The following is a 2952-nucleotide window of genomic DNA, read 5'->3' as shown; positions in this document are numbered from 1 at the left end:
GTGGATGTGTTGGGTGGGTTGGCCGTGGTGGAGGGGGTAGGTGGTGCGGAGGGTTTCGTGGCGGGTGGTGAGGTCGGTGAGGGCGTGTTCGAGTGCGGTGGTGTCGAGGTGTCCGGTGAGGTGGAGGGTGAGGGGGATGTTGTAGGCGGGTGAGGTGGTGTCGTATTGGTTGAGGAACCACATGCGTTTCTGGGCGGGGGAGAGGGGGATCCACCGCGGCCGCGGACCCGCAGTCAGCGCAGGCCGGGCGGTGGTGCCGCTTCCCGCCGAGGCCACCACCCGGGCGAGCGCGCGAGGGGTAGGGGCATCGAACAGTGCGCGGACGCCGATGTCGGTGTGCAGCACCGTGTTGATGCGTGCCACCGCCCGGGTGGCACTGAGGGAGTTACCGCCGAACTCGAAGAAGCTGTCGTCGACCCCGAGACTGGGCATCTCGAGTACCGCAGCGAGCAGCCGGGTGAGCGTGTCTTCGAGCGGAGTGGTGGGGGCTGTCCGCCCGGTACCGTCACGCCCGTCCCGCCCGGAAGCACCGCGCAAGGCCCGCAGTGCGTCGCGGTCGAGCTTGCCGGTCGGGGTGCGCGGTATCTCGGCAATCGGCACTATCGCTGCGGGAACCATGTGCGAGGGCAGTCGCTGAGCAAGGAACGCGACGAGGCTCCGTGCCTCGAAATCCTGATCGGCGGCGGGCAGTACGTAGGCGGTGAGGGCTGTGTCACCCGAAGCCGTCTGGTCAGCGAGCGTGGCTGCGAAGTCGACGGCGGGATGGCGGGTCAGCACCGCATCGATCTCACCGAGTTCGATGCGGAAACCGCGGACCTTCACCTGGAAATCGCTGCGGCCCAGATACTCCAGCGTATGACCGTGGTCGCGCCACCGGACGATGTCACCGGTGCGGTACAGCCGCTCACCCGGGCCGCCGTAGGGGTGTGCCACGAACCGGGTAGCGGTGAGGCCGCGGCGCCCGTAGTAGCCACGCGCCAGCCCGCCGCCGGCGACATAGAGCTCGCCGGGCGCGCCCACCGGGACCGGTTGCAGCCGGGTGTCGAGCACGAGTTCGGTGACGCCGCGAACAGGGCCGCCGATCGGGACCGTCTCCCCCGGGACCAGGCCGTGGGTGAGGTTGGTGGCCACCGTCGCCTCGGTCGGGCCGTACGCATTGAGCATGCGGTGTTTCGGCGCCCAGCGAGCGACCAGCTCCGTCGGGCATTCCTCGCCACCGGTAAGGATGCATTCGAGCCCGTCGAATCCGGCCGGATCGAGCGAGGCCAGTGCGGTGGGAGTGAGGAAGGCATGGGTCACGCCGCCGTCGAGCATCCGCCGCTTCAGCTCCTCGCCGCCGTACACGGTGGGTGGGACCAGAACCATGGTGGCTCCCGCCGACCAGGTCAGCAGGTACTCGAGGATCGATGCGTCGAAGCTCGGGGACGAGAAATGCATGACGCGCGATCGCGACGTCACGTCGGCGCGCTCGCGCAATTCGTCTGCCAGCGCGTAGATCCCACGGTGGCTGAGCACGACACCTTTCGGGATGCCGGTCGACCCGGAGGTGTAGATGACGTAGGCCGGGGTGTCGACGCTCGGAGCTGACAGGTCGACGCCGGAACCGGTGGCAGGCGCGCCGCCGTCTGTGCGTACGTCATCGACACTTGTCCATGCGACGGTGCCGGGCAGTGCTTCGAGATGCTCGGAGACGGTCAGGCCGAGTGTGACACCTGAGTCGGACACCATGTGGTCGATGCGGGCGCGGGGGTAGGTGGGGTCCACGGGAAGGAACGCGGCGCCGGTCTTCACTACCGACCACACGGCGACCACAGACTCTATCGACCGCGGCACCGCCACCGCGACAACGGTTTCCGGACCGGCCCCCCGGCCGACGAGCAAGCGGGCGAGCTGGGTGGAGCGTTCGTCGAGTTCGTTATAGGTCACCTGGACGTCCCCGACGACCACCGCGGTCGAATTGCCATGACGGGCAGCGGCTTCCGTGAGGAGGTGGGCGAGGGTGCGGGGCCGCTCGGCCGCATCACCGCGGGCGGGCACCAGCGTTGCCGACTCTTGGGGGGTGAGAACGCTCAGGCGGGAGAGCGGAAGAGCCGGTGTGTCGGCCATCGCGACGAGAACGGTGATCACCCGCTCGAGCAGGGTGTCGACCGCTGCCGTGTCGAAAGCGGCGCTGTCGTAGGTGGCACGCAGGTGCAGGCGGGTGTCGGCGGTGGCGGCGATCGCCAGAGGGTAGTGAGTGGTGTCCATCGTATGGACACCTGTGATGTCGAGTTCGCTGTCGTGGGGGTCGAGAGCGGCGGTGTCGAGGGGGTAGGACTCGAAGACGGTGAGGGTGTCGAAGGTGGTGGCGGGTCCGGTGGCGCGGTGGATGTCGGGGAGGCCGAGGTGGTGGTGGTCGAGGAGTTGGGTGTGGGAGTCGTGGGTGCGGTCGAGGAGTTGGGTGAGGGTGTGGTGGGGGTCGAGGGTGATGCGGACGGGGATGGTGTTGATGAAGAGTCCGATCATGGTTTCGATGCCGGGGATGTGGGGTGGGCGTCCGGAGACGGTGGTGCCGAAGACGACGTCGTCGCGGTGGGTGAGGGTGGCCAGGACGATGCCCCAGGCGGTCTGGACCATGGTGTTGAGGGTGAGGTTCCGTTCGCGCGCCAGTGCCCGCAGGGCGTCGGTGTGTTCGGCGGCGAGCGTCACGACGTGGTCGGCCGGCGCGCCCCGCTCCAAGGGGAGATGACCCTGGGGCACCAGAAGTGTCGGTTCCTCGACTCCCTCGAGCGCCCGGCGCCACGCCTCGACCGACTCGGCGTAATCGCGCTGGGCCAACCAGGCGAGGTAATCCCGGTAGGGGGTCACCGGGGGAAGTCCGGTGGTGTCGTTGTGGTGGGTGTAGAGGTGGAGGAGTTCGTGGAGGAGGAGGGGGGTGGACCAGCCGTCGAGGAGGATGTGGTGGTTGGTGAT

General features: G+C 68.5%; 1 protein-coding gene. It reads right to left on the bottom strand.

Going from position 1 to position 2952, the window contains the following annotated elements; translation table 11 throughout:
- The coding region (locus ACH49N_RS38875; protein WP_358278821.1) for an amino acid adenylation domain-containing protein at positions 1 to 2952 on the bottom strand (2952 nt) is incomplete at both ends.

The sequence above is a fragment of the Rhodococcus sp. NPDC019647 genome, assembly GCF_044389235.1.
GTDB classification, from domain to species: Bacteria; Actinomycetota; Actinomycetes; order Mycobacteriales; family Mycobacteriaceae; genus Rhodococcus_F; species Rhodococcus_F oxybenzonivorans.
This window is presented reverse-complemented; position numbering and strand designations above follow the sequence as displayed.